This is a genomic window from Asticcacaulis benevestitus DSM 16100 = ATCC BAA-896 (genome assembly GCF_000376105.1).
In the GTDB taxonomy this organism is placed as follows: domain Bacteria; phylum Pseudomonadota; class Alphaproteobacteria; order Caulobacterales; family Caulobacteraceae; genus Asticcacaulis; species Asticcacaulis benevestitus.
The window spans coordinates 20,264-45,263 of the sequence record NZ_AQWM01000006.1; the positions used below are offsets into that span (position 1 = coordinate 20,264).

Genomic DNA, 25,000 nt, shown 5'->3' on the forward strand with positions numbered 1-25,000 from the left:
TGCGTTGGGCCGTCTTTAAGTCCGTATGACGCAAGACGATGAATCCTTCATGCAGGAGGCGCTGGAAAAAGCGCGCGAGGCGGCCTTGTCCGGTGAGGTGCCGATTGGCGCTTTAATCTTCGATCCGTCAAGTAAAACTGTGTTAGCGACTGCAAGAAATTCACCGATTGCGCTGAATGATCCGTGCGCCCACGCCGAAATCCTGGCCTTGCGCGAGGCCGGCGCCAAACTTGGCAATTACCGTCTGACCGATCTGTGGCTCTACGTCACGTTAGAGCCCTGCGCCATGTGTGCCGGCGCCATCAGCCACGCCCGCATCGGCCGGCTGATCTATGGCGCGCCCGATGCCAAGGGCGGCGCCATCGAGCACGGGCCGAAATTCTTCGCCCAGCCGACTTGTCACTGGAAGCCCGAGGTCACCAGTGGCGTTCTGGCCGAAGACAGCGCTACCCTGCTCAAATCGTTTTTCAAGGCGCGGCGAAAAACCTAAGCCACCAGCTTCGCAAGACGCACCACATCCCCGGCCAGGGCGCGCACCATCCAGTTCTGTACACCAGTGACTTCCGGCAAGGACTGCCAGACGATGGCTGCCTTGTCTTCATACGGCTCACCGCTGCGAACGGCTGCGATCAGATCCAGAAGGGCGACGCAGAAGACTTCACGTCCTTCCCGCGACTCATGCCGCCATTCGACCCGCAACAGTAAACATACCGCCTGGGCATGTCGCACCAGCCGGACCAGCTGGCCGGACGGATCGTCCTCGGCATGGCCTTTGCCGTTGTCTCGGTGCATCTGGCCGAGGTCCAACAGGGCGCGACGCAGTCTGGTATCGGCCTTCTCAGAGCGGGCATCTGGTATGGCCGCAGCGTTCAGATTTCCAATCATCTGGACCATGATCTGCAAGGCCTTGTCGGCAACGGTGCGTTTGTGCGGTGTCGGCAACACCATCACCGAAACGGCTATACCGATACAAGCGCCGAGGGCCACCACGATCGCGCGACCTATAGCCGCCTGCTCCAGTCCGGTCGCCGGTCCAGACGCGGCCCCCAACATCAGCACAGCGGCGATCAGGGCCGAGCGGAATTCGGAATTATAGGCGGTCAGGATGGCCAGTGGCACCAAACCGATGAGCAGGCGCATATATTCATTCAGGCCAAACGGATGCAGCGCAGCCGCGACAAATGAGAGGGCGATTCCGATAAAGGTCGCCAACAGCCGCATCAGGCCAGCCCGCAAAGCCCCCTGGCTATAGGGCCGCACCACGATCAGGGCGCTGAGCACAGCGCTGAAGGCGTGTCCGCCAGGCAGCAGGTGGCCGGCGAACAGGGCGAGCATAGCGGCCAGTACTAAGCGCGCCGCGAAAGCGCCCTGAGGCCCAAAGAAAGACCCTGATAATTGAGACCATGAAAAGGTTGTCAGTCCGCCCGTCATCCCATACGGATAACCGGTCATACGCCATTTGCCAAGGAGCCTCTTTATGTCCGGCGCGACTCGTTTCAATCTCGGCCCTTTGCAGCCGCTCGCCGATGAGATCACTCGCGAAGCCGGCATTGTGTGGGCAAAGCTCAGCGAACATCCCGACATGATGGCGAATATTGGCTGGGCGGCGCTGATCTTCGCTATTACCCTTGTGCTCTCCGGCATGGCGTCGGATGGGGTCAAGCGCGCCTCGCGCCGGCTCGTGCATAAGGATGGTGACCGCACCCTGCTGGAGTTTTTCTCGCAGGTGGTGCGCTGGCTGATCCTGGCCGTGGGCCTCGTGGCGGTGCTGAACCGGCTGGGCGTCCAGACCGCTTCGCTGCTGACCGTGCTGGGCGCCGCCTCTCTGGCGATCGGTCTGGCCTTGCAGGGCACGCTCGGCAATGTGGCCGCGGGCCTGATGATCCTGCTCAACAAGCCTTACCGCATCGGCGATACCGTCCATGTCGGCGAGATCAAGGGAACGGTGCATCGCCTCGGGCTCTTCGCCACTGAGATCAATACCGGCGATAATGTCCGGGTCTTCGTGCCCAACACCAAGGTGTTTTCAAACGAAATCTACAATATCAGCACCAATGCGGCGATGAAGATCGAGCTGGCGTTTGAAGTCCACCGCGACAGCGATCTTCCGGCGGTGCTTGCCTTGCTGACCGATATCGCCAACCGCCAGCCCAGCCGCCTGAGCCTGCATGAGCCGGTGGTCGGCTTTCAGGACTTCACCAGCAACGGTGTCATCGTCAAGGTGTTCATCTGGGTGTTGCCGGCGCAGGCCTTTAGCGCCCGCACCGCGCTGGTGCTCGATATCAAGAAGCATCTGGATGCGGCGGGTGTCGAAATTCCCTATCCGCACCAGATCGCGCTCAACAAATAATCAGAACTTGTAGCGCAGGCCCAGTTCGACCACGGGATAGGTCTTGAAATCCTTGATATCGTCTTCAAGACTCTTCCGCTCGTTTTCCAGCGCCGCCTGAACTTCCGGCGTGTCGGCATAGATGCTGTTGGAGGTCAGGGTCACGCGCGGGCTGCCCTGAAAATAGGCGCCGGCTTCCAGGTTGATCTCCACCTTACCTATCGGCCAGCGCGCACCCAGGCCAAGATAAGGCACGGTCTTGTCGAAGGTGGCGCGGCCTTGCAGCGTCCCCACCTGGGCTTCGGTCAAGGGCACCCCGCCGACGATCACCGTTCCTTTGGCGCGGCCGGTGGCCACAACCTTGTTGTCGTTCTGATAGACGCCCGCGGTGACATAAAGCGGCCCGGTTTCGCTGAAGCGGTAATCGAGTTGCGCGCCGTAGGAGGCCAGTTTCAGGTCGCCTTCATAACGGATATCGTCGGTGGTGTCGTCGTAACCAAAATTGGCGCCATTGGCGATGGCGCGCGCCGTGAAGTGCGGGCTGAGCTTGACACCAAACTCGACACCGCCGCCGAGTGTACCGGCGCGGACGCCGACAAAATCGGCTTCGACCGCGTGAGCGGCGGCCGGCGCCAGCGCCATGAGAGCTAGGGTGGAAATGAGGAGATGACGCATGATAAGCTTCCCGATTGTGAATTTCGGTCAGCTATAGTGATGTCAGCCGCTACCTCACAAGGCGATTCGGGTGCGAAAAACATCAAGGATGTGTAAGACTTAAATAAGGCCCTTGCGGCCGATATCATAGAAACGCTGGGCGCGCTGCTCGATCAGTTGATCCTCGGTGAGGAAACTCAAGGCCTGCAATTCGCTTTCCAGCACATCGCCCAGTCTCTCGATCATGTTTTCCGGATCGGAATGCGCGCCGCCGGCGGGCTCCTCCACGATGCGGTCAACAATGCCCATCTTGAGCAGGTCGGGCGCGGTGATCTTCATCTGGTCAGCGGCTTCCTTGGCGCGCGAACCATCGTGCCACAGGATCGAGGCCGCGCCTTCCGGCGAAATCACCGAATAGATCGAATGTTCGAGAATCAGCACGCGATTGGCGGCGGCCAGAGCGATGGCGCCACCGGAACCGCCCTCGCCGGTCACCGTAGCGATCATCGGCACCTTGAGGATCAGGCCCTTTTCGGTCGAGCGCGCGATGGCCTCGGCCTGACCGCGTTCTTCGGCGCCAATGCCGGGATAGGCGCCGGCGGTATCAACAAAGGTCAGGACCGGCAGCCCGTATTGCTCGGCCATCTCCATCAGGCGCACCGCCTTGCGGTAACCTTCAGGACGGGCCATGCCGAAATTGTGCTTCAGGCGCGTGGTGGTGTCGTGGCCCTTTTCATGGCCCATAACGACCACCGACTGACCGCGGAAACGACCGAGGCCACCGACGATCGCCTGGTCATCGCCAAATTTGCGATCGCCGCGCAGCTCAACAAAATCCTCGATCAGGCCGCCGATATAATCGACCAGATGCGGGCGCTCGGGGTGGCGCGCCACCATCGTCTTTTGCCACGGATCAAGGCGCGAATAGGTCTCACGGCGTAAAACCTCGGTGCGGTCACGCAGGGCGCGCAGTTCGACATCAAGGTTCGCACCGCCGCTTTGCGACAGTGAGGACAACTCTTCGATCTTGGCTTCCAGGTCCGCAATCGGACGTTCGAATTCGAGATAATGTCGCATCAGGTTGCTCTAGTATGCCCCAAGTGAACGCGCGCAGCGTTAGAAACCAATACCGAATTAAGGGCATCACCCTTAAACGCCATTTCTTTTAGAAGAGTGGCCGTTTAACAGCAAGTCGTGATCCGTCAAAGGAGATTTTTTGCATCCGCTTGTCGGCAAGCCTGAACCAGCCTATAATATTGTCATGAATGCGAGACGTCAGATCAACATAGGGAACTTGAGCGTCGGCGAACGTCTTGACCTCATAGATGCCTTATAGGGCAGCCTCGAAGATAAGGACATTCCGGTCACGGACATGCAAAAGGCCGAGAGCGAGCGTCGCCTGCAGTCTTTCGATGAAGACGTCAAAAATGCCATGCCTCTGGAAGCCTTCAAAGCCGAATTGAACCAACGCGCAGGCTGATGCAAATCTTTATCATGCCGGCCGCGCGACATGAAATTGACAGCGCTTTTGACTGGTATGAACAGCAGCGTACCGGATTGGGTTTGCGGTTCAGTCAAGATATTTATGGACAGTTGAACAAGGTCGCCGCCAACCCGTCGCGTTTTCCATTTGTGACTGGCGATGTAAGACGCGTACGACTTCTTGACTTTCCCTATGGACTATTCTTCCGCGCGCATAACAACGGGCTTTACGTACTGGCTTACCCGCACAGCCACCGCAATCCAATGGTCTGGAAAAACCGTATTTATCCCTTGCCCTTGCCGGCGTATTGGGCCAGCGGATGATGGCTCTCGACCACCTCACGCAGGCGCTCGCCGGCCACATGGGTATAGATCTGTGTCGTTGAGATATCGGCGTGGCCCAGCAGGGTCTGGACCGTGCGCAGATCAGCCCCGCCCTCCAGCAGGTGAGTCGCAAAAGCATGACGCAGAACGTGCGGCGACACGCGGGCGCGATCAATGCCGGCCTGATCGGCCGCCTCATCGAGCAATTGCCCGACCCGCCGGCGCGTCAGATGGCCTTCGGCGCCGCGCGAGGCAAACAGGAACGGATTGGCCTGATCCTTCGATTGCAGGAAGGCACCGCGAATATCGAGATAGGCCTTAATGGCCAGCCGCGCCGAGGGATTGAGCGGCACCAGCCGTTCCACCCCGCCCTTGCCCTTGATGATCAGGAAGGCGGGATCGCGCTGCACCGCATCAAGCCGCAGGCTGACCAGCTCGGAAATGCGCATGCCCGACGCATAGGCCATCTCGATCAGGCATTCGAGGCGCGTCGCCTGATCCGGATTTTTCGCCTCGCAGGCCGTAATCAGGGCCTCCACCTCAACGCGCGACAAGATCTTGGGAAGGCTCAGGCCCTTCCTGGCGGCTGCGATCTTGCGGCTGGGGTCCGCGCTGCTGAGGTTCTCCGCCACGCAAAAACGATAAAACTGCCGCACCGCCGAACGCTTTCGCTGTGTTGTGGCCGGCGACAGGCCGCGTTCGCTCAAAATCGTGAAATAACGCGCCAGATCCGCCTCACCCAAACCGAGCAGGCCGGTTGGTGTCACCTCCAACGTCTCGGCCAAATCACTCAGATCGCGGCCATAGGCTTCCAGCGTTGGCTTCGCCGCATTGCGCTCCACCGCCATCATCTGCAGGAACTGTTTTACCGGATCGAAACGGGCGTTCGTGGTCTTTGGCATAGTGTTGGGGCCAACTCTCATAAGGTTTCACGTAATGACTCTGGCAAAGTCACCCTAATATCGTGTAAAGCAAACCCTATGACCGCCGAGCCTGAGCCTTCCGCGACTGATTCCAGTACGCGCCCCGTCTTTATCCTGCCGAAAACCGTTGCGCTGGTCGGCCTGATGGGCGTGGGCAAGACCACCATCGGCAAGCGCCTGGCCGACCATTTCGGCCTGCCCTTCGTCGATGCCGACGAGGAGATCGAAAAGGCCGCCGGCATGACCGTCGCCGACATCTTCGCCAACTATGGCGAGAAGGGCTTCCGTGACGGCGAGCAGCGCGTCATCGCCCGTCTGCTCGATGGCGAACCGCGCATCCTGGCCACCGGCGGCGGCGCCCTCACCCATCCGCTCACGCGCGAACGCCTGAAAGCCAAGGCGATCACCCTGTGGCTGAAAACCGATCTCAAGGTGCTGGCCCGTCGCGTCGCCAACCGCCCGCACCGCCCCTTGCTCAAAGACCGCAACCCGATGGACGTCCTGAAAGAACACGTGAAAACCCGTTATCCCCTTTATGAAATGGCCGATGTGACGGTCGACACCGGCGATCAAAGCCACGTCAAATCGCTCGATCAGGTTTTGAGCGCCCTTCACGCATACGTCACAGGTGGACAATGAGCGACTATCGCCGCATCCCGGTTTCGGGCGAAGGCTTCAAGCCCTATGACGTCATCGTCGGCGCCGGTCTGCTGGAAGACGCCGAAGCGTGGGTCGGCCCGTTCCTCGTCAACAAGCGCGTGGTCATGGTCACCGATTCGATCGTCGGCCCGCTGCATGCCGACCGCATTCTGGCGCAGTTCGAAGCCGCCGGCCACAAGACGCACAAGATCGTGGTGCCGGCCGGCGAGGAAAGCAAATCCTACGACGGCCTGAAATTCGTCGTCGACGCCATGCTTGACTATGGCCTTGACCGCAAGGATGTGGTGATCGCGCTGGGTGGCGGCGTGATCGGCGACCTGACCGGCTTCGCCTGCGCCATCTATATGCGCGGCATCGACTTTATCCAGATCCCCACCACCGTGCTGGCCCAGGTCGATTCATCGGTCGGCGGCAAGACGGCCATCGACCACGAAAAGGGCAAGAACCTGATCGGCGCCTTCTGGCAGCCTCGTCTGGTGTTGTGCGATCTGGATATCCTCAAAACCCTGCCGGCGCGTGAAATCAAGTGCGGTTACGCCGAGATCATCAAGTACGGCCTGCTCGGCGACAAGGCCTTCTTCGACTGGCTGGAAGCCCATGACAGCGACGTTCTGGCACTGGAACCCGCCGCCATCCTGCACGCCGTGGCGCGATCGGTCGAGATGAAGGCCGAGATTGTCGCCGCTGATGAACGCGAAGGCGGCCAACGCGCCCTGCTCAATCTGGGTCACACCTTCGGCCATGCGCTCGAAGCGGAGGTTGGTTTTGGCGATACCCTGCTGCATGGCGAGGCCGTCGCCATCGGCATGGCGCAGGCCTTCCGTTACAGCGCACTCAATGGCGAATGCACCGAGGAAGAAGAGGCGCGCGCCGTCGCCGCCATCCGCCACGCCGGCTTGCCGACGCGCATGTCCGACATCCGGAATGAACCTTTCGTTGCCGACCGCCTGATCACCCATATGGGCCATGACAAAAAGGCCGAGGGCGGCACCCTGACCTTTGTTCTGGTCAGCGGCATCGGTCACGCCTTCGTCGCCAAGAAGGTCAGCGCCGAACTGATCGCCGAATTCCTCGTCCTCGACGGCGCCGTTTCTGCCGTTTCCGCGCCCGCTTAAAGGCCACATCCCATGCTGATCGCCGCGCTGATAACCCTCATTCCGGTCCTGATCGTTATTCTGGGGGTGTCCGCCCTGTTCAGCGCCGGCGAAACCTCGCTGACCGCCGCGTCGCGCGGCCGGATGCACCAGCTTGAGCGCGACGGCGACAAGGCGGCCAAGCGCGTCAACAAGCTTCTGACCAATCAGGAAAAGATGATCGGCGCCATCCTGCTGCTGCAGAATGTTCTCAATATCGGCGCGGCCGCCATCGCCACCATCTCGATCGACCGCGCTATCCCCGGCCCCTGGGGCGCCGCCATCTCGACCGGAGTCATGACCGTGCTGGTGCTGGTGTTCGCCGAGGTGCTGCCGAAGACCCTGGCCATCATGCGCCCGGAAGACACCGCGCGCTTCATGTCACGGCCGGTTATGTGGATCGTGATTGCCTTTGGGCCGGCGATCAATGCTGTACAATGGTTCGTGCGCGCCGTGCTCGGCCTGTTCGGCGTCAAGCTCTCGATGGAGGTTGACGTTCTGGCGGCACACGAAGAGATCCGTGGCGCGGTCGAATACCATCACGACGAAGGCGCGGTGAAAAGTGACGATCGCAATATGTTCCGCGGCGTGCTCGATCTGGCCGATCTTGATGTCAGCCAGATCATGGTCCACCGCAAACAGATCGACATGATCGACGCCGATTTGACGACGGCCGAGATCATCGAGGCCGCGCTCAGTTTCAGCCATACACGCGTGCCGCTCTACAAGGACAACACAGAAAACATCATCGGCGTGCTGCACGCCCGCGACCTGATGGCGGCGGTGACGCGCTCCAGGGGCGACGTCAACAGCGTCGATGTCATGGCGATTATCCGCGAACCGTGGTTCATCCCCGACACCACCAATCTGAAGGATCAGTTGGCGGCCTTCCTCAAGAAGAAGTCGCACTTCGCCCTGGTGGTCGATGAATACGGCGCCCTGCAGGGTCTGGTGACCCTGGAAGATATTCTGGAAGAGATCGTTGGCGAAATCGACGATGAGCACGATGCCGTGCTGACCTCGCTGCGCAAGCAGGCCGATGGTTCGATCCACGTCGATGGCGATATGCCGATCCGCGATCTCAACCGCGCTATGGACTGGGATCTGCCGGACGACAACGCTGTGAGCGTGGCCGGACTGGTCATCCACGAGGCCCGCACCATTCCCGAACCTGGCCAGACCTTCATCTTCTATGGCCGCAAGTTCCAGATCATGCGCAAGCAACGCAATCAGATCATGGCGATCCGGATTTCGCCGGTCTGAGATCACCGAGGGGGACTATGCGCCAGTTCACAATAAACTGCGTTGTCTTGCTCGCTTTGACGACGCCGGTGATGGCAGCGGCTACCTGCAAGCCATCGCCAAAAGTCTCCGCCTATCTCAATACGCAACCAAGCTGGCATATCAGATCACACCATCAATTAAGCTCTGATGATCGGACCCTATGGCAGCGTTATCGCCCTGATTCCTGCCTGGGTTTGGCGCAGGCAGACTTAAGCGGCAACGGCCATCTCTCCTCTGCACTGGTGCTCGAAAAAGGAGAGCAGACCCGGCTGATCATTCTGCTGGAACGCCAAGGTAAACTGGAAGAAAAGCCAATAAAGGCCCAAGGACGCTATGTCGTCCATACTGCGCAGCCCGGCGTTACCTATGAATTTAAGACCCGCAAACGCTATGACTTGAAACATCAGTCCTTCGTCTTTGAGGTCATGGAAGCCCGCGCAGAGCAATATTACTGGCGCGATGGCAAGCTCAGTTCCATCCTGATCACCGATTAAAACAAAACCCGCCGGATCGCTCCGGCGGGTTTTATCTGTCTTAGAAGTACGTCTCCGACTTGGGCCGACCATCATAATGATCGTCATCATCCGGCGTCGACGGTTCGGGATCGTCTCTCCCCTCAGCCTTGATATTAATGAACCGGCCAAAGAAGTTCGACATCTTGTCGACCAGCTCATAAGCCACCGGCACGAACAGCAACGACAGCAGGGTCGAGGTGATCAGACCGCCGATCACGGCCACGGCCATCGGCTGACGGAAGCTGTCAGACCCCAGAGCCACCGGCAACATGCCGGCACCCATGGCGACCGTGGTCATCACGATCGGACGAGCGCGCTTGTGGGCCGATTCGATCAGGGCCTCAGCGCGCGACATGCCTTCCTTCATCGACATCATGGCGTATTCGACCAGCAGGATCGAGTTCTTCGCCGCAATGCCGGTGAGCATGATCAGGCCGATCAGGGACGGCATGGACATGCTCATGCGGCAGGCGATCAGGGCGATAAACGCGCCCCCGAAGCACAAAGGCAAGGCCAGCAGGATGGTGATCGGGTGGCTGAACGAACCGAACAACAGCACCAGAACGACATACATCAGCAAGATGCCGGTCAGGATGGCGATGATAAAGTTCGGAATCATTTCCGCGAAGTCTTCGTTGTTCGGATTGACGACGATGTGGACGCCCGGAATCTCGCCAGCCTTGATCTTCTTCATGACCGGGGTGGCCAGAACCGCCGCATCCGCGATCCCATTAGGCACGCCGTTCAAGTCAGCATTGACCGTGGCCGAACGGGTCCGGTCGATGCGGTTGATCGCGATAGGACCGGCGCCGAAGGTGATATCCGCCACCGCCGACAGCGGCACCGAGGTGCCATACTTGGTCGGCACCATCAGGGTTTCGAGATTGGTGACGTTCGTGCGGGCGTCTTCCTTGAGCAGGACACGGATCGGAATCTGGCGGTCGCCGTCATTGTACTTGGCCAGGATTTGATCGATATCGCCCATGGTGGCGACGCGCGCAGCGGAAGAAATGGTGTTGGTAGAAACGCCCATCAGCGCCGCCTGGTCAGGCTTGGGCGTGATGATGATTTCCGGACGCACCAGATTATCCGCCGAGTGGACGTTGGTGAGAGAAGGCAGGGCCGACATTTCACGCAGCAATTGCTGGGAGGTGGTGCGCAGCAGTTCTTCATTATCCGAAGCGAGGATATAGGCCACGCCGGTGCCGCCGCCGCCATCCTGACCAAAGCTGGTATGCACGCCAGGATAATTTTTCAGCGTCTCGGAGAACTTCTGCTCGAACTGGGCCTGAGACAGCTTGCGCTTGCTTTTCGGTACCAGGTTGATGGTGATCGTGGCGCTTTCCATGTTTTCCGTCACATAGGTGCTGGAAACTTCCGGGTGCGACTTGAGGTCGCCTAGGATGCGCTTGACCACATTGTCGGTTTCCGCGAGCGTAGCCCCAGGCGTCAGTGACAGGCTCATCACCGAGCGGCTTTCGTCGCTGGCCGGGATGTTGTCGCTCGGAATGGTGATCAGCATACCCGCCGATCCGATGAAGAACAGGATCGAGCAAACAACGACCAGAATTTTGTGACGCAGGCAAAAGCGCAGCATTTTCAGATAAGTCTGCATCCAGAAGGGTTCGTCATCCTTATGCTTGGTATTGGTACGTAGCAGATAGGCGCCCATCAGCGGTGTCAGGGTCCGCGCCACGATCAGCGAGAAGAAGACGCTGACGCAGGAGGCGATGGCGAAGCTCTTGAAGAACTGGCCAACGATGCCCGGCATGAAGCCGGTCGGCGCAAACACGGCGATCAGGGTCGCGGTGGTCGCCACGACGGCCAGGCCGATTTCGTCGGCAGCCTCGATGGCCGCTTGATAGGGCTTCTTGCCGGCGCGGATGTGCCGAACGATATTTTCGATTTCGACGATGGCGTCATCGACCAGGATACCGACCGTCAGCGACAGCGCCAGAAGAGTCACCACGTTGAACGACTGGTTGAAGATGTGCATGACGAAGAAGGTCGGCAGCAGCGACATTGGCATGGCGATGGCGGAGACGAACGTCGCCCGCCAGTCGCGCAGGAACAGCCAGACCACCAGCACGGCCAGGGCCGCACCGATCAGCAGGGCTTCCATCGACGTATCGAAACTGCGCTGCACCTCGTTGACGCTCGATGACACCTCCTCGATCTGCACGTTCGGGTTAGAGGCCTGCAAGGCCTTAATGGCTTCGCGGACGCCTTCGGCAACGTGGACTTCCGATGTGCCGCGGGTGCGCTGGACGCTGAAGCCGACGACCTCATTGCCATTGTGACGCGCCCGGACGCGGGGCTCGGACCAGGTGTCGGAGACCGTGGCGATATCCCCGAGACGGACCGTGCCACCATTGGACAGTGTGATGCGCGTATCCGACAGTTGCTGGATGCTGTCAGCGCCGCCAACGGTACGGATCGTCTGTTCGGCGTTGCCGGAATTGAAGCGGCCGCCCGGCATGTTGACATTGAACGAACGCAGTTGCTGGCTGACATCGCCGGCGGTCACGCCCTGCGCCGCCAGCTTGGACGGATCGAGTTCGATGCGGATTTCACGATTGACGCCGCCATCGCGGGTCAGACCGGACACGCCCTTGACCGCCAGGGCCTTTTTGGCCACGTCGTTATCGACATACCAGCTCAGGTCTTCCGGCGACATATTGGCGGCGCGGATGGTGTAGCTCAGCAGGGGCTGGCCTTGCGCGTTCTCGACACGCGAGACGATGGGGTCCTGCACATCGGACGGCAGGTTGCCGCGCACGCCAGCCACGGCGTTGCGCACGTCGTTGGTCGCTTTTTCAAGATCGACGTCAAGCTGGAAGGTCACCAGGGTCGTGGAAGCGCCTTCATTGACGATGGACTGGATATGGCGCACGCCGCCGAGACCTGACACCGAGTCCTCAACGATGCGCGTGACCTGATTTTGCAGTTCGGTCGGCGCCGCACCCGAACGGATAACGGTGACGACCACGATCGGGAAGTCGATATCCGGCCAGTTGTTGATGCGCAGTTGCTGGAATCCGAGGATGCCGGCGACGGTCATCACAAGGAAAAAAACGAGCGTAGGGATGGGGTTGCGGATCGACCAGGAAGAAATCTGGAAGCCGCCCCCGCCTTGAGGTGAGGCTGCTTGAGATGACATCTTAGTGCTCTCCACCGGTTTGCGCTGCCGTGGCCTTCACGGCATCACCGTCGTTCAGGAAGCCTGCACCCGTCGTAATGACGCGATCACCGACCGAGACCCCATCACGAACGATGATGTCCTTGGTGGGCGTCGTGGGCCCGACGGTGACCTTGCGCAGATGGACCTTGTTGTCCGAACCGAGCAGATAGACCTGCGGCACGTTTTCGTTATAGACAATGGCGCTTTGCGGCACGAGCATGACGTTCTGCGCGCCGGCATTGATGGTGCCGGAGGCGAACATGCCGGGACGCAGGCCCGATGACCATGGCACGCTGATGCGCGCATAGCCCAGACGGGTGGAGGGATCGACCATCGGCGTGACGATACGGACCGTGCCACTGACCGGACCGGTCGACTGGCTGGTCACGGTGGCCGGGAGGCCAGCCGAAATGCCCTTGAGGTCGGTTTCGACGACTTCCATGTTCAGTTCGATGCGGCCATCACGGACAATTTTGAACAGTTCTGCGCCTTGCGAGATGTTCTGGCCGAGCACGGCGGTACGGTGCGTGATGATGCCTGAGACCGGCGCGCGCACGGTCGCCATATTGACCTGGGTCTGGGCCGTCTGCATGGCGGCCTCGGTGGTCAGCTTGGCGGCTTCGGCGTTATCGAGCGCCGCCGCCGACAGATAGCCCTGCTGGAACAGGGTCTGGGCGCGCTGATAGGCCTTGTTGGACTGGTTATAATTGGCCTGCGCCTGCTTGAGCTGGGCTTGCAGCAGCACGTCGTTCATTTTCAGCAGGGGCTGCCCCTGCTTAACGGTCTGGCCTTCATCGGCGAGCAGGGCAACGGCGGTCAGGCCGCCGGTTTCGGCGCCAACAGCCACTTCCTGCCAGGCGCTGACCGTACCGGTACCGCTAACAAGAACCGGCGCGTTATCGTTACGCACCATGGCGAAATTGACCACTGAGGCGTGGCCTGCCGCAGCATGAGCTGCCGGCTTGCCATCCTTGGTCTCGTCCTTCTTCTTGCCGGAACAGGCGCTGACGCCCAAAGCCAGCACCAAAGTCGCCACCCAACCCGCCACCATCAACGGCGACCGGTTTTTTAAACCGCCCGACACCCTGAAATCACCCGTCATGCCCATTGATCCTACTTTTATCGCTTCGCCCTTATGGGTCGAAAGTCGTTGTTTCTTACGCTTTACTCTGATGTGCAGCCCGTTGTGAGTCAACGAAGCGCTACATTACAAATCTTTCATCACGCGCACAGAACAAGACGAATGCACCCCGCACATTCGTGTCACATTTCGCTATAGCACAAATCGACAGAAAACTGTCAGTAGCCAAACAGCATCATCGCTTGAAATGAAGGTTAACAGCGGCGATAAGTTTTTAAACCTGAGTGCAATTTTACAATATTGCCGTCAGGTTGGGACGAAATGCTTAAGGAGAGCGCGATGAGATGGCAGATGGGGCGACGTGGCGGCGTTGAAGACCGTCGCGGTGGCGGGGGCGGCATGGGACCGGTCGCCGGCGGCGGCGGTGTCGTCCTGGTGGTCGTGGCCCTGATCGGTTATTTCGTTTTCGGCATCGATCCGCAGCAGATCATGAGCGCCGGCAGCCAGATCGGCGGCTCGCAACCGGTGGCGGAGAGCCAGGCCAGCACCGGCACGCCCTCCGATGAAGAGGGCCAGTTCGCCGACGTCATCCACACCTCAGCCAACGACACCTGGGCAGAGCTATTCAAGTCGGGTGGCGAGCGTTACCGCCCCTCCACCATCGTGCTCTACAATCAGGGCACCCAAACCGGTTGCGGCTATGGTGAGGCGGCCATGGGCCCCTTCTATTGCCCCGGCGACGAGAAGGTCTATATCGACCTCAATTTCTTCCGTACCCTTGACGGCCAGCTTGGCGCGCCCGGCGATTTCGCCAAGGCCTATGTCATTGCCCACGAAGTGGGGCACCACGTCCAGAAGGTGCTCGGCACCAGCGACAAGGTGGCCCGCGAAGAACAGCGCCTGAGCAAGACCGGCGCCAACGCCCTCTCCGTCAAGCTCGAACTCCAGGCTGATTGTTACGCCGGTGTCTGGGCCAAACAGTCGAACGCCAAAAACAATTGGATCGAGGCCGGTGATATCGACGAAGCGCTCGGCGCCGCCACGGCGGTAGGTGATGACACCTTGCAGGAACGCGCCCAGGGCCGCGTGGTGCCTGACAGCTTCACGCACGGCTCGTCAGCTCAGCGCACGCACTGGTTCAAGGCCGGCTTTGCCAGCGGCGATCCGAACTCATGTGATACTTTTTCTTGAGCTCAAGCGCCGGACTAGGCGTCCCCCATGGCTTACGCGCACCATTTTTTTGAAAAGAGTTGGCGCGGCGGCCAGTCGGCCTTGCCAAAGCGCGTAATTCACGCTTTGGAATTGTAAAAGGTATTCAGTGTCTGCTTCTCCCATGCTTCCTGACCTTCCCATGATCTATGTTGATGCCGACGCCTGTCCGGTCAAGGACGAGGCGATGCGCGTCGCCGCCCGCCACAAGCTCATTCTGACAATGGTCAGCAACGGCGGCATCCGTCCGTCACGCGATCCTTTGGTGCGGGTGTTCACGGTCGCCGAAGGGGCTGACGCCGCCGATGACTGGATCGTCGAACAGGCGCGCCCGAACGACATCGTTCTGACGGTTGACATTCCGCTGGCCGGTCGCGCGCTCGATAAGGGCTGTCATGTGCTGGGTTTTACCGGCAAGCCTTTCACCCAGGAGAGCATCGGGATGGCGCTTGCCATGCGGTCGCTCAATCAGCACCTGCGTGAAACCGGCGAGAGCAAGGGCTATAATGCAGGCTTTAGGCCGGCGGATCGCTCGGCCTTCCTCAATGCGCTGGAAAACCTGATCGTCAAGGCTAAAAAAATCGTCGCCTAACCGTCAGCCACCTGTGACACGGGCGCTTTCGGCGACATCAGGGCGGCTGTCTTCATGCTGGCATGGGTAACGCCGGCCAGACGCGCCACCGCCATCTGGCGGTAATTGTCGAAGCCCTGCACCATGCAGGCCCCTGCGGACAGCTTGGCCGCGGCGGCCAGACTGCTGAGGTAGTCCCGCATGCTGTCTTCGTCACGCTTGCCGCCGTCGTATTCGATACAGACGCCCGACAGACCACATTTGGCCAAGGTGGCGATCATCTTGCGATCGGCACTGACCGAGCCCACCACCGTCATGCAGAAAGGCTTGATCATCGAAACAATTTCAAGCACGCGGTGCGGCGGCACGCCATCGAGCCCACGCACTTCGAACAGGACTTTCAAACCCATTTCAGCGGCGGCCTTCTGAACCTCCAGCGTGATTTTCTGACGCGCCCGCGCCGAGGCGAAGGTCGAGAAAGCGGCAGGCACCACCATCATCATCTTGCGCTGTTCGGGCGTGCGCATCTTCAGCAGCTTCAGGCCCTGGTCAATATTCATGATATCGACCATTTCACGCAGGCCCCAATCGAGATTGGACAGCGCCTTGCGATCCAAAAGCGTGTTGTCGACGGCTTCCATCACCATCGATTCCAGACGATGACCGATCAGGATCATCTTTTTCATCTCGAACAACGGCTCGACCGAGCTGGCAACCTTGAGATTGCGCCCGCCGAAATTGAGGATGCTGGCCACCATCACCGGCCGCTGCCCGTTATTGGCATTACCGTCATCGGACGGCCCGTGGCCGCGCGCTTTCAGCGGTCCATTATCGGCCGATTGCAGATCGAAAAAGGTCTTGAGATCGACTTTCAGCAAGGACAGGCGATCGACATCCTCGACCAGTACAGCGTAAAGCGGTACTTCAATGGCCGACATGTCACCCACGAAGAAATTACACAGTTCGTGCCACACCTCGGTCATGAACTGCGCGCCTTTGCGTGAGCCCACCTCGGGTAAAATCCCCATCCACGAATCCTCATGGATAGGAATGCACCAGTTGGGTTCAGGGTGAACACGCTCAAAAGCGTTTTTCAGGTGGCCGAAGACCAGTTCGGCCTTGCTGTCCCACTTGGCGCCGAGACGGACAATCAAGGTATCGAGTTTGAGCAGAAAGGCGTGACCGGTTGAATCAGCATGGGTTTCACGCAGGCGTTCCACGATCACGACGGCATCATCATGCTCCAGCATGAAGGGTTCGCGGTCGTCACGCAGCGGACCGGCAGACTGGCCCCTTAAGGCTTCCTGATGCAAATCGGACATGGATGCACTTTTAGTTATGGGTACGCACTATTCCATAACCCTAAAGCCGTGCCATTGAGACAAGATTAACAGCCGCGCCTTTCGGGAACAAAAAAGCCTTACACTACCGTTACGTGCGTGCCGGGTATTATTAAGCAAGTGTTCACCCTGTCGGGGCAAAGTCGGCGCAAACCTGTGATTCTGCTGCTTTGCCGGATTCGCCATCTGACTGGAACCTGACACGCCCTTGCCCGCCCTGCCGCTTGCCCAAAAACCAGTTGTCACGACCGATGCGCCAGAGCCTGCGCGTCTGGCGGCGCCGCGCCCCGTGGCCGCCACCGGGCGTGATTTCCATATCACCGGTGACAGCATCGTGGCGCGCAAGCCCTTGTGCGAGACGGCTGAAACCGAGCGCGTTCCGGGTGGCGACCTTATCCGCTCTGATGAGGATCTGGTGGTGCGCCTGTGCCGCATGCCGGTCAATCTCGCCGCGCCGCTGCTGCGCGCCTCCCTGCCAAGCCTGACGCCGCAAGCCCTGCTGGCGCTGATTGTCTCCACCGGCGAGGCGCACCATCTTCTGATCGCCTGCCGGCCCTACCTTGACTGGCGTGTCGTCAAGGCGCTGTTGCGCACCCAGTCCGACAAGGTGCTGATCGCCCTCACGACCAATCCCACGCTCGATTTCGACGATGACGATCAGGCCTTCATAGCCCGTCGCGGGCTTGAAAATCCGGTGGTGCGCGCCGCCGTTTTCGGCCACCAGGGCCTCATCTTCGCTAAGTCGCAACTCCGCCTGCAGCGCGGCGAGGACGTCAGCCACAGCAATCTCAAACTCATCGCCCTGTTGCGTGGTGGCGAAACGGCCGGCTTTGTACGCGAACTGGCGCGGCGCCTGAGCCTCGATACCGCCGCCCTGAGCCAGGCCCTGACCACCGCCTCGCCTGTACCGCTGGCGCTTGTCATGTGCGCCGCCGGCCTCGACCGCGCCCTTTTCCAGCACCTGCTGTCGCTGTGGCAAAAGGCCTATGGCGGCGAACCCTACATGGCGGAAAGTCAGCGCGCCCTGATCCTGTCGGTTTTCAACCTGACGCCGGCCACCGCCCGTCAGAAGTTAGCGGTGCTGATGAATCCGGCGCACTGATTTCCTTAGACTTATCCGCCTAAAACAGCGTAGATAGATGGAAAATCCAACCGAGCATCGGTGAATATGTCCCTACGCCTCGATTTCACCGCCTCCGATCGTCCCGAAGCGCAAGCCGCCTGCGCACGGCTGAAAGCGCTCTATGGCTCGGCCGCCAGTCCTGACGTTGTGGTGGCCCTGGGTGGCGATGGCTTTCTGCTGCAAACCGTCCACCGCTATCTGAAAGACCAGATTCCGATCTTCGGCATGAATCGCGGCAGCGTCGGCTTCCTGCTCAACGATTATGCCGAAGAACGCCTGATGGAGCGCATCCTGAAAAGCGAGAGCACGCTGATCACCCCGCTCAGCATGACGGCGCGCACCAGCGCCGGCACCGAACATACGGCGCTGGCCTTCAACGAAGTGTCGCTGCTGCGCCAGTCGCATCAGGGCGCCAAGCTGCGCATTATGATTGATGGCAAGGTGCGCCTTGATGAGCTGATATGCGATGGCGCCATGGTGGCCACCCCCGCCGGCTCGACCGCCTATAATCTTTCCGCCCACGGCCCGATCATCCCCCTCACCGCCAAGGCCCTGGCCCTGACGCCGATCAGCGCCTTCCGACCCCGGCGCTGGCGTGGCGCCATCCTGCCCCATACGGCCAAGGTCCGCATCGAAGCGCTCGAAGCCGAAAAACGCCCGATCAGCGCGGCGGCCGACACCTTCGATGTGCGCGATGTCATCAGCGTCGATATCGCCGAAGCTGAAGACCTGAAGGCCACCCTCCTGTTCGATGCCGGCAACGGTTACGATGAACGCGTGCTGGCGGAGCAATTCGTCAGCTAAAAAAGCCAGCGCATTAGCTGTTCTTAAATCACCTGCGTGTAGGGTGGGCCTTACTTAATATCCGCGCAGAAGGTCTTTCCCGCATGTCCATGCCTGAAAAAGCTCAAATTATTCAAGTGCCGAACACCCTTCGCGCCAAGGTTGGCGGTCGTCTCGGCGCGCTTGATAATGAAGCCATCGCCAAGGCCGAGGCCGCGCTGGCCGATCTTTCGACCCATTTTGAAACGTGGCTGATGGACGAGATCAAGAAGCTGGAAGACGTCCAGCTTGTGATCAAGGAAGAGGGCCTCAACCCGATAAACGCCGATCAGCTCTTCTATCGTGCCCACGATCTCAAGGGCCTGGGCACGACCTACGGCTTCCCGCTGATCACCCGCATTTCCGGCTCGCTGTGCAAGGTGCTGGATGAAGAAGACAAACGCGCCATTGCGCCGTGGAAACTGGTCGAGGCTCACATGGACGCCATCCGCGCCGTGGTGCGTGGCCAGATCAAGACCGAGGATCATCCGGTTGGCAAGGTCCTGACGGAAACACTGGAGGCCCGCGTCAAGGAACACCTGGAAGCCCACAACCTGATGACGACGTGATCATCGGATAGCAGATACGAAAAAGGCGGCCCTCACCGGCCGCCTTTTTTTCTTGTCTCAATTCCAGATCTTCTCAGATTTGGCAAGGGCGCCTTTCTTTCTGAAGAGGGTGGCCCGCCCGAGCCTTTGCGAGGTCAGCCCGCCGATTTGATCCCTTCATCAGATCGGCAAGACTAGCAAAATACGCGAGTTAGAAAACCCGCGCGGCGCTTGAGCGCATAAGTCAAGCGGCCTTAAGCATATCCGTACCCGACGCTTCGCTCACCCTGGTCCAGCGGCGCCCGCGGGAATCGCGATCAAGACGCTCATACAAATAGATCAGGTCTTCGCGTGGTGCGAAAGGCGCCTGCGTCAGGAAGCGCTCGATCAGGCGCTCCTGCATGCGCAGCGGATCGAGATGACCGGCTTCCGCCTGCAGACTGTGGTAAATTTCGATCGCCATGCGGAAGGTCTGGAACATGCGGGCCGGCAGCCCGGCGCGATCATAGATGGCGCGCAGGCCAAGCGACCCGGCATCGTGCACCATCAGCCATGTGCGTTCATGCGGCACGCCGGACAGCTCGGCCAGGGCATGTTCGAAGAAGCCCATATGGCCGCGCACCAGAGCGCGCAGGATCAGCGATGGCGTCAGGCGTTCCGAGGCCATGAGGTGACGCGCCAGACCTTGCGGATCAAAGCTGGCGCCGGCCTGATCGGCCATATCGACCGTGGCGCGTTCCCGCGTGGCCGTGACGATTTCGATGGCCGTTTCCGGCTTGATGGCGTGATGAGAGATCAGCTGTTCCCGCAAGGCGGCGCTGACGATGGTGACCAGGCGTTCGCTCACCGATACCGGCAGAACCTTGCGATTGATCAGCACGCTGTGCACCACTTCCGACGTGCCGAAGCGGTCCATGACGCGGTTCATGCCGCCATCGGAAAACCGGGCATTGTCATTGGCGCAGGCGATGACCACCGCTTCCTCGACGCCACTATCGGCCAGCGACGCGGTGACGACTTCGGATAGCGTTTCGCGCTTGGCGATAGCGACCTGACGCACCGGACCGCCGGAGCGGATGATATCGGCAAGATCCTCATCGCTGAACAGCGGCGAATACGTCAACACCGGCACGGCGACCGTGACGACATCCTGCGCCAGCTTGAGCGCTACATCGTGGGGTAACAACGCCGACGTCCGCAGGGTGACGGCCAGGGCGCGGCGCACCAGTTCGGCGGCGTCCTGCGCCAGCATACGGATGATTTCCTGCGCGGCCAAACGGTCGCTGTCCGTCAGTGCTCCGCGTTCCATGACGCGGCAGATCTTGTGGGTGGCGACGGCGCGATCATCGGCATTGTCGCTGCGCACCAGGCGCTGGATATCCGCCTCGGAAACGGCGGGGCGCTGAGTAAGGTTATAGCCTGACGTCATGCGGGCGAATCCTTGAAGAAGCTTAGAGAATTCTTGCGAATCCTCAACCTGTGAAGTGTCGCGCGGTAACCCTAACGAAACCTTTACTCCCGGTGTTATCCCTCTGTTTACCAACAAAATTAGCCTGAAAATACGGAATCGGCGTCACGCAGATCTCTTAAAGGTTGTTCTATTGTTCAAAACCGCATCAAAAATTTATATTCAGCTTCTGCAGGTAACCGTGCGGCAAGGTCTCTGTGCCATGGTGGCGGCATGAACAGTCCTCAGCGTACCCCAACCGAACCCGCCTCGCCCTTGCCGCGCCACGTCTCGCGCGACTCCGTAGTGCTCGATTACGGTCTGCTGGCCCAATGGCGGCTGTCGCCCTATGCCCTGGGCTTCTTCGGTATAGGCCTGCCCCTGTTTATCTGGGCGGCGGCGCTCGCCGTTTCCGGCTGGCTTCTTGCCATATATCTGATGGTGTTTCTGATCAACTGGACGGTCTTCATGATCATGAAGAACCAGTCCGCCAAGCGGATGACCGCCACACCGACGCCGGATCCGGCGCTTCGCTATACCCTGATCCGCGAACGTCGCCTGCGTCAAGGCGCGGCCGGCGCACTGTGGACGCTGACACTGCTGATGATTTCCCTAAGCGTCAGCCTTAGCGGCCAGGGCCAGCATAACGAATTCATGCTGATGATCTGTGGCGGCGCGGCTGTCGGCGTCATCTTCTTCTGCGCACCCGTCCTGCTTTTTCTGCTGATCTTGGGGCCCATCGCCGTGGCCGGCCCGATATTTGCCATGTATCACCTTCATCCCGGCGGTGAACTGAGCCAGTTCATGACCGGCGGCATGGCCCTGACCCTCGCTATGGGCTTTGTACTCAACCGCCACATGCAAGAGCATTACCTGCTCCAGCATGGCCAGCTTGAAGCCGCCTCTGAGCGCGAATCCGCCCGCGCCGAAGCTCATGCGCTCAATGACGCCAAGATGGCCCTGATGGAAACCCTGTCACGCGAAGTCCAAACCGGCCTTACAGGCATCGAGCAAAACCTGCTGCAGGGCCTCACGCACCTGTCGCGCGCGCCGGCGCCGCGCCAGTATGTCGATGCCGCTCTGAACGAGGTCGGGCACCTGCAATCGATCCTGGTCACCACACTCGATAACGACACCGCCGCCGCCGGTCAGATAGAGATCGACGTCAGGCCGCTCGATATCGACCTGCTGGCCCAGCGCATGATCGGCCAGTTCGCCCCCCTGGCACACAGCAAGGGCCTGAGCCTCAGCTATAACACATCCAGCCTCCCGGAAGGCACCCTGCCTGGCCTGAAGGGCGCCGCCCTGGGTGACGAACATCGCGTCGAGCAGATCCTGGCCCACCTGCTCAGCAACGCCCTGCTCTACACGCAACAGGGCCGCGTCGAACTCAAGCTCCTGTTGCTGCCGGAAGGTTTCCTGCGCCTCGAAGTGGTCGATTCTGGCCCAGGCCTCAGCCCGGGCGAACTCGAACAGGCCTTTACACCCCATGCCCGCATACTGCGCACCTCGTCCGGCCAGTCAGGCGCCGGCCTGGGCCTTAGCCTGTCGCGTTCCCTGAGCGCCCTTATGGGCGGACGCACCGGCGCGGAAAGCACGCTCGATGTCGGCTCGAAATTCTGGCTCGACCTGCCTTACGATTCCGGAGCCGTGCCACCGCCACGCCCCGTCGACTCGGACGACGCGCCAAGGGCTGCTCACGATCACAGCCTGCGTGTCCTGCTGATTTCCAATGACAGCCTGCGCTCGGCACTACTGCGCGACTCGCTCGAGCATCTCGGCCACAAGTGCCTGACCTCGACCTCTCGCGAGCGCGCGCTTACCCTGGCCAAGAAGGCGCCGATCGACGCCTGCCTGATCTCGACCGGCACCCTTGATGTGCTTGAAGACGCCGATCATCGCGGCACTCTGGAGCGTTTCCTGAACAGCCTGCGCCAAACGCAGGAAGACGCCCGCCTCACTATCGTGGCACTGCTGCCCGATGGCCAACAGGCCGAAGCCCTGCACGATCTGGGGGTGACCTCGCTGCTGATGCCGCTGAACCGTGAGGCCCTGTCACGCGCGCTAGCGCAAGCGCCTAGCCTGGCCTAAACCAACTCAACCCAGAAGGTTTCCGAAGGCCTTGGCGTAGGCGTTATCCGGGCTCTTGCTGTCCGTGCCCTCTTCCTCGCCCGGCCCGAAGGCCGCCATCAGTTGCGTGGCGAAGAGCATGCCCTTCTGGCCGTCGTCGCTGCCGAACATCATGTCCAGTATCGCCTGATCCGAACGCACCTTTTCCATCCGCGACGCGATCATAAGACGCCCGTCATCCGTATCGACAGGCGCTGTCGCCGGCACCGCCATGGTCGCCGAACCGCCGGTTTTGGTCAGGTTAGCGATCACATCGCTGACATTCAGCGCGCGACCGGCTTTATAGAAAATAGTGTGATTGGCGCGCGCCGCGCCGGGAAACAGGTTGGCGGCAATGGCTGTGGGGCGCTGCTGGCTGGCACTGATCAGATTGGCGGCGCCTGCGGGGCCTAAAAAGTGCGCCGCGTACAGCTCGCCCTGCGTCGGGTCACGGCCAATGCGGCCCTTGAGATAGGCGGCGTGGCCGGCGGTCAGTTCCGCCCCCATGACGGCGCTGGCCATCGCGTCATAGCGCAATCCCAGCACCTGTTTGCGCGCAGCCGGATCATTGACATGGTAGCGGCCATCGCGGCCCTTGGTGATCTGGTCGGCAAAGGCGCCATAGCCATGCTTGGCGCCATGCGTCTTGACCGTACTCAGCCAGGTCTGTTCGATGAACTGGAACAGACCCGCCGCCGACGAGGTCGGAGCCTTGGCGCCGGGATTGAGCGAGCTTTCGCGCGTCGCCGTCTTGACCAGATAGTTGAAATCGACCCCCGTGGCGTCAGCGGCGCGTTGCAGCGCCCCCATGACGCCGGTGCCGACACGCTCGGCGCCACGCGTGACCGTATCGGCGACCTGATCCATACGGTTCAGGAAGGTGGGCGACGGGGCATCTGTGGCAATAAACGTACGCATGATACAAACCTCACATAGGCAGATTTTGCCCTACACGTGGTTAATATGCGCTTAACTTTGGTTAAAAGCGGTCCGGACGGTAGATGCCTTCATCGGGCGAGGGCTGGCCTTCGATCAGCGCCAGAATGATTTTGGCCGCGAACGGGGCGAAAATATAGCCGTTGCGCCGCATGCCCGTGGCAACCAGCACGCCCGAAGCCGGGTCACGCCCGATCAGCGGCCAGCCGTCCGGCGTGGCGGCGCGGATGCCGGTACGCGGCATGGCCGTTCCAATGTCAATGTTCATATCGGCAGCACGACCAATCAGAGTTTCGACCACATCAGGCTCGACGCGCAGGTCCGCCTGCCCCATCTGCATGGTCGCGCCAAACTTTGCGATTCGTCCGTAATCGGCAAGATAGCCCGTCGCCGACCGCAAAACGCCAAACCCGCCCCGCCCTTCGATATCGAGCAGATGGCCCTTGATGGGCCTAAGTGCCGAAAGCCCGGGGATGCTGTCAGCCAATACCTTGCTGTCATAGCCAGCCGCCACAACAACCGCGTCGGCCGTCAGGACCTCGCCGCTATCAAGCCTTACCTGAACGGCCGAAACCTCTTTGACGCTCGCTCTCAGGCTTACACCGCCGAGCGCATCCAGATGAGCAGCTAAGGCTTCAAGCATTGGCCCGGCTTCCACCAGCCATTCATCATGGATCCTGGTAGCGCTGGAAGCCTCCGGAATTGACTTCGCAAGGACTGAGGCATGGTTCGCGCCCATTGCGGCGAGTGTATCCGCCGATGCGGCAGGCGTATCGCTGATATAGATTGCGTCGCCCGTCTGGGCCTTCACCAGAGCCTGTTGCAGCGCTTCCGGCCATAGCGCGTTAAGATCTAGCCAGGCGCCTTGTGCGTCCTTGAAACGTCGATAACTGAAAGCCGGATCGGGATCGTTCATCGCCTCCATGGCGGGCGCGATCATGCCGGCCGCGACCCCCGAAGCGGTCGCCTCGATATCATCGCGCGTGATCAGCGTGACCTTGTGACCGGAGGCCTGCGCCGCCACGGCGATCGTCAGGCCGACAATGCCGCCACCGACGACGATCAGGGAATGAGAAGGGCTTTGGACCATGACTTCGACCTACGCGATTCCACTCTGTGGCGCCATGCGACACGACAGCTTTTTACGCGCTAAATTGTCCGGGAAAGGATCTTGTGATGGTACCGCCTCTCAGGCTTGAACTGAGGACCTCCGGTTCCACAAACCGGCGCTCTAACCAACTGAGCTAAGGCGGCAAACCATCACGAGGGGCATCCTCTAATATGGCCGTAGCCATGGATCAAGCCTAAAAGTATGAAATGGCGCAATTC

The 25,000-nt window shown here is 60.5% G+C and carries 23 protein-coding genes and 1 tRNA gene; 13 read left to right on the forward strand and 11 right to left on the reverse strand.

From position 1 onward, the window contains the following. The first annotated feature begins 25 nt into the window (after nt 1–25). The gene (gene tadA / locus B060_RS0109465) at nt 26–490 is read left to right on the forward strand and encodes a tRNA adenosine(34) deaminase TadA (protein WP_018081540.1); all 465 of its coding nucleotides are present in this window, start codon (nt 26–28) and stop codon (nt 488–490) included. Here the strand turns inward: tadA and B060_RS0109470 are convergent. Continuing rightward, entirely contained in the window at nt 487–1,335 is an 849-nt protein-coding gene (locus B060_RS0109470; RefSeq protein ID WP_018081541.1) for an FUSC family protein, read from the reverse strand. The two genes, tadA and B060_RS0109470, sit on opposite strands and share 4 nt — an antisense overlap. Before the next feature lie 142 nt (nt 1,336–1,477). Here B060_RS0109470 and B060_RS24175 point away from each other — a divergent pair, with 142 nt between their 5' ends. Then, a complete protein-coding gene (locus B060_RS24175; protein ID WP_018081542.1) occupies nt 1,478–2,350 on the forward strand; it encodes a mechanosensitive ion channel family protein in 873 nt (290 codons plus the stop codon). On the opposite strand, the gene B060_RS0109480 is transcribed toward B060_RS24175, so the two are convergent. After that, on the reverse strand, nt 2,351–3,004 hold the full coding sequence (locus B060_RS0109480) for a hypothetical protein (RefSeq protein WP_026172722.1): 654 nt from the start codon (nt 3,002–3,004) through the stop codon (nt 2,351–2,353). 99 nt (nt 3,005–3,103) lie between these two features. Then, the gene (locus B060_RS0109485; RefSeq protein ID WP_018081544.1) at nt 3,104–4,060 is read right to left on the reverse strand and encodes an acetyl-CoA carboxylase carboxyltransferase subunit alpha; all 957 of its coding nucleotides are present in this window, start codon (nt 4,058–4,060) and stop codon (nt 3,104–3,106) included. Nucleotides 4,061–4,462: 402 nt separating this feature from the next. Here B060_RS0109485 and B060_RS26490 point away from each other — a divergent pair, with 402 nt between their 5' ends. Continuing rightward, nucleotides 4,463–4,789: a type II toxin-antitoxin system RelE/ParE family toxin gene (locus B060_RS26490; RefSeq protein WP_081606823.1), complete on the forward strand. Its 327-nt coding sequence runs from the start codon at nt 4,463–4,465 to the stop codon at nt 4,787–4,789. On the opposite strand, the gene B060_RS0109495 is transcribed toward B060_RS26490, so the two are convergent. Continuing rightward, nucleotides 4,750–5,691: a site-specific tyrosine recombinase XerD gene (locus B060_RS0109495; protein WP_018081546.1), complete on the reverse strand. Its 942-nt coding sequence runs from the start codon at nt 5,689–5,691 to the stop codon at nt 4,750–4,752. The two genes, B060_RS26490 and B060_RS0109495, sit on opposite strands and share 40 nt — an antisense overlap. A gap of 78 nt (nt 5,692–5,769) precedes the next feature. Here B060_RS0109495 and B060_RS0109500 point away from each other — a divergent pair, with 78 nt between their 5' ends. Genes B060_RS0109500 through B060_RS0109515 form a run of 4 tightly spaced genes read left to right on the forward strand, consistent with a single transcriptional unit; the run spans nt 5,770 to nt 9,283 of the window. Continuing rightward, nucleotides 5,770–6,351, forward strand: coding sequence for a shikimate kinase (locus B060_RS0109500; RefSeq protein ID WP_018081547.1), 582 nt, complete (start codon nt 5,770–5,772; stop codon nt 6,349–6,351). Continuing rightward, nucleotides 6,348–7,487 (forward strand): 3-dehydroquinate synthase, encoded by a 1,140-nt coding sequence (aroB, locus tag B060_RS0109505; protein WP_018081548.1) that lies wholly within the window; start codon nt 6,348–6,350, stop codon nt 7,485–7,487. The genes B060_RS0109500 and aroB overlap by 4 nt, the downstream gene beginning before the upstream one ends. Before the next feature lie 12 nt (nt 7,488–7,499). After that, on the forward strand, nt 7,500–8,768 hold the full coding sequence (locus B060_RS0109510; RefSeq protein WP_018081549.1) for an HlyC/CorC family transporter: 1,269 nt from the start codon (nt 7,500–7,502) through the stop codon (nt 8,766–8,768). A 17-nt stretch (nt 8,769–8,785) separates the two neighbouring features. Continuing rightward, complete coding sequence (locus tag B060_RS0109515; RefSeq protein ID WP_018081550.1) at nt 8,786–9,283, forward strand: hypothetical protein; 498 nt, start codon at nt 8,786–8,788, stop codon at nt 9,281–9,283. A gap of 40 nt (nt 9,284–9,323) precedes the next feature. Here the strand turns inward: B060_RS0109515 and B060_RS0109520 are convergent, their stop codons facing one another. Both B060_RS0109520 and B060_RS0109525 read right to left on the reverse strand, forming a co-directional pair. Next, nucleotides 9,324–12,464: an efflux RND transporter permease subunit gene (locus B060_RS0109520; protein WP_018081551.1), complete on the reverse strand. Its 3,141-nt coding sequence runs from the start codon at nt 12,462–12,464 to the stop codon at nt 9,324–9,326. Between the two features lies 1 nt (nt 12,465). Next, nucleotides 12,466–13,587, reverse strand: coding sequence for an efflux RND transporter periplasmic adaptor subunit (locus B060_RS0109525; RefSeq protein WP_164468324.1), 1,122 nt, complete (start codon nt 13,585–13,587; stop codon nt 12,466–12,468). A gap of 318 nt (nt 13,588–13,905) precedes the next feature. On the opposite strand from B060_RS0109525, the gene ypfJ reads away from it, so the two are divergent. After that, complete coding sequence (ypfJ, locus tag B060_RS0109530) at nt 13,906–14,757, forward strand: KPN_02809 family neutral zinc metallopeptidase (RefSeq protein WP_026172723.1); 852 nt, start codon at nt 13,906–13,908, stop codon at nt 14,755–14,757. Nucleotides 14,758–14,899: 142 nt separating this feature from the next. Beyond that, nucleotides 14,900–15,367: a YaiI/YqxD family protein gene (locus B060_RS0109535; protein ID WP_018081554.1), complete on the forward strand. Its 468-nt coding sequence runs from the start codon at nt 14,900–14,902 to the stop codon at nt 15,365–15,367. On the opposite strand, the gene B060_RS0109540 is transcribed toward B060_RS0109535, so the two are convergent. Continuing rightward, a complete protein-coding gene (locus tag B060_RS0109540; protein WP_018081555.1) occupies nt 15,364–16,668 on the reverse strand; it encodes a hypothetical protein in 1,305 nt (434 codons plus the stop codon). The two genes, B060_RS0109535 and B060_RS0109540, sit on opposite strands and share 4 nt — an antisense overlap. A gap of 226 nt (nt 16,669–16,894) precedes the next feature. Here B060_RS0109540 and B060_RS0109545 point away from each other — a divergent pair, with 226 nt between their 5' ends. The 3 genes from B060_RS0109545 to B060_RS24180 all read left to right on the forward strand — a co-directional run bounded on the left by B060_RS0109545 (nt 16,895) and on the right by B060_RS24180 (nt 19,200). Next, the gene (locus tag B060_RS0109545) at nt 16,895–17,788 is read left to right on the forward strand and encodes a DUF2336 domain-containing protein (protein WP_018081556.1); all 894 of its coding nucleotides are present in this window, start codon (nt 16,895–16,897) and stop codon (nt 17,786–17,788) included. 66 nt (nt 17,789–17,854) lie between these two features. After that, nucleotides 17,855–18,613 carry an NAD kinase gene (locus B060_RS0109550; protein ID WP_018081557.1) on the forward strand — a complete coding sequence of 253 codons (759 nt, stop codon included), beginning with the start codon at nt 17,855–17,857 and terminating at the stop codon, nt 18,611–18,613. Nucleotides 18,614–18,702: 89 nt separating this feature from the next. Next, the gene (locus tag B060_RS24180; protein ID WP_035423475.1) at nt 18,703–19,200 is read left to right on the forward strand and encodes a hypothetical protein; all 498 of its coding nucleotides are present in this window, start codon (nt 18,703–18,705) and stop codon (nt 19,198–19,200) included. 223 nt (nt 19,201–19,423) lie between these two features. Here B060_RS24180 and spbR read toward each other — a convergent pair whose 3' ends face one another. Continuing rightward, entirely contained in the window at nt 19,424–20,608 is a 1,185-nt protein-coding gene (gene spbR, locus B060_RS0109560) for a SpbR family protein (protein ID WP_018081559.1), read from the reverse strand. Between the two features lie 252 nt (nt 20,609–20,860). Here spbR and B060_RS0109565 point away from each other — a divergent pair, with 252 nt between their 5' ends. Continuing rightward, nucleotides 20,861–22,717, forward strand: coding sequence for an ATP-binding response regulator (locus tag B060_RS0109565; protein ID WP_018081560.1), 1,857 nt, complete (start codon nt 20,861–20,863; stop codon nt 22,715–22,717). Nucleotides 22,718–22,723: 6 nt separating this feature from the next. On the opposite strand, the gene B060_RS0109570 is transcribed toward B060_RS0109565, so the two are convergent. The 3 genes from B060_RS0109570 to B060_RS0109580 form a co-directional block, all read right to left on the reverse strand. Next, nucleotides 22,724–23,653 (reverse strand): transglycosylase SLT domain-containing protein, encoded by a 930-nt coding sequence (locus B060_RS0109570; RefSeq protein ID WP_018081561.1) that lies wholly within the window; start codon nt 23,651–23,653, stop codon nt 22,724–22,726. A gap of 61 nt (nt 23,654–23,714) precedes the next feature. Beyond that, the gene (locus tag B060_RS0109575) at nt 23,715–24,761 is read right to left on the reverse strand and encodes an NAD(P)/FAD-dependent oxidoreductase (protein ID WP_018081562.1); all 1,047 of its coding nucleotides are present in this window, start codon (nt 24,759–24,761) and stop codon (nt 23,715–23,717) included. 87 nt (nt 24,762–24,848) lie between these two features. After that, nucleotides 24,849–24,925, reverse strand: a tRNA-His gene (locus B060_RS0109580). Nucleotides 24,926–25,000 lie beyond the last annotated feature (75 nt).